Genomic DNA, 1,375 nt, shown 5'->3' with positions numbered 1-1,375 from the left:
TCAAAATTGGCTGGATTGGTCCGATTCGGGAGCCGTCCATGCCGTGGAACGAGGTGTCAGTAATGGATCAGCGACGCGAGTTCGTGCGACTTGCCTTGCAGGAAGGAGCGAACCGGCGGGAGCTCTGCCGACGGTTCGGGATCAGTCCTGATGTGGGTTACAAGTGGCTGAGGCGGTGGCAGGCCGGCGGTCGGGAGCTTTTGGATCAGTCCCGTCGTCCGACGCGGATGCCCAGGCGCAGCGCCGCTGCCGTGGAGGCGCAGGTCGTAGCTGTGCGCGACAAGCATCCTGCTTGGGGGGCCCGCAAGATCGCCCATTGCCTGAAGCGCAATGGGCAGGCTGTGCCCGTGCCGTCCACCGTGCATCGGATCCTGTGCCGGAACCAGCGGATCAAGCCGAGCGAGAATGCGCCGCCCAATCCAGGCCATCGCTTCGAGAAGGAAGCTCCCAATCAGTTGTGGCAGATGGATTTCAAGGGCCACATGCCACTCGCTGACAGGACGCGATGCCATCCGCTGACGGTGATCGACGATCACTCGCGCTATGTCCCGTGCCTGAAGGCATGTGCGAACGAGCAGCGTCCGACGGTGCAGGAGCATCTGGCGGCCACGTTCCGCCGCTATGGCCTGCCGGAGGCCTTTTATATCGACAACGGCTCACCATGGGGTGATACGTCCGGCGTTCGCTGGACCGGGCTGAAGGTGTGGCTGCTCAAGCTCGGCATCAGGGTGGTGCATGCCAGACCGTGTCACCCGCAGGGCCGCGGCAAGAACGAGCGCTTCCATCGCACCCTCAACGCCGAAGTGTTTGCCATGCGCCCGTTCCGCACGCTGCCGGAAGTCCAGCGCGCCCTCGACGCCTGGCGCATGGTCTACAATCTGGAGCGGCCTCACCAAGGCCTCGATATGAACGTCCCCGCCGACCGCTTTCGGCCGAGCTCACGTGCTATGCCGGCACGCATTCCGGAGGTGCAATACGACGTGGGCGAGACGGTTCGGACCGTCTCGTCGACCCGAAGCTACATCTCTTTCAAGGGACAGTTCTGGAAAGTTCCGAAGGCCTTTGTCGGCGAGCGCCTGGCCATCCGACCGCTCGATCGCGACGGCAACTACGGTATCTTCTTTGCCAGCTGGCAAGTCGCATCAATCGACTTGACCAGCGACTAACCTGTCAGTGATGTGTCCGAACAGGTGTCAGCCATGTCTCCGGACTAAACAGAAGGCGGGTGATCCGGTATTCCAGAGGCCTTAGAGTTTGAGCGGATCGGCCGCGGCGTACTGGATCGCCCGGTCCCGGCTACGCCCTAAGGCTTCGCCGAGGCTTTCCCTTGCTGGCTCGCCGGAGCTTTGGCTGAGGCGGCAAGCCGGGCGATGAC

Annotated in this window: 1 protein-coding gene; it reads left to right on the top strand. The window is 63.1% G+C overall.

What is annotated here, in order from left to right:
• The first annotated feature begins 38 nt into the window (after nucleotides 1–38).
• Nucleotides 39–1,166: an IS481 family transposase gene (locus IVA95_RS11050; protein WP_247510502.1), complete on the top strand. Its 1,128-nt coding sequence runs from the start codon at nucleotides 39–41 to the stop codon at nucleotides 1,164–1,166.
• Nucleotides 1,167–1,375: the final 209 nt, after the last annotated feature.

Source organism: Bradyrhizobium sp. 157 (genome assembly GCF_023073815.1).
Lineage (GTDB): Bacteria > Pseudomonadota > Alphaproteobacteria > Rhizobiales > Xanthobacteraceae > Bradyrhizobium.
This window is presented reverse-complemented; position numbering and strand designations above follow the sequence as displayed.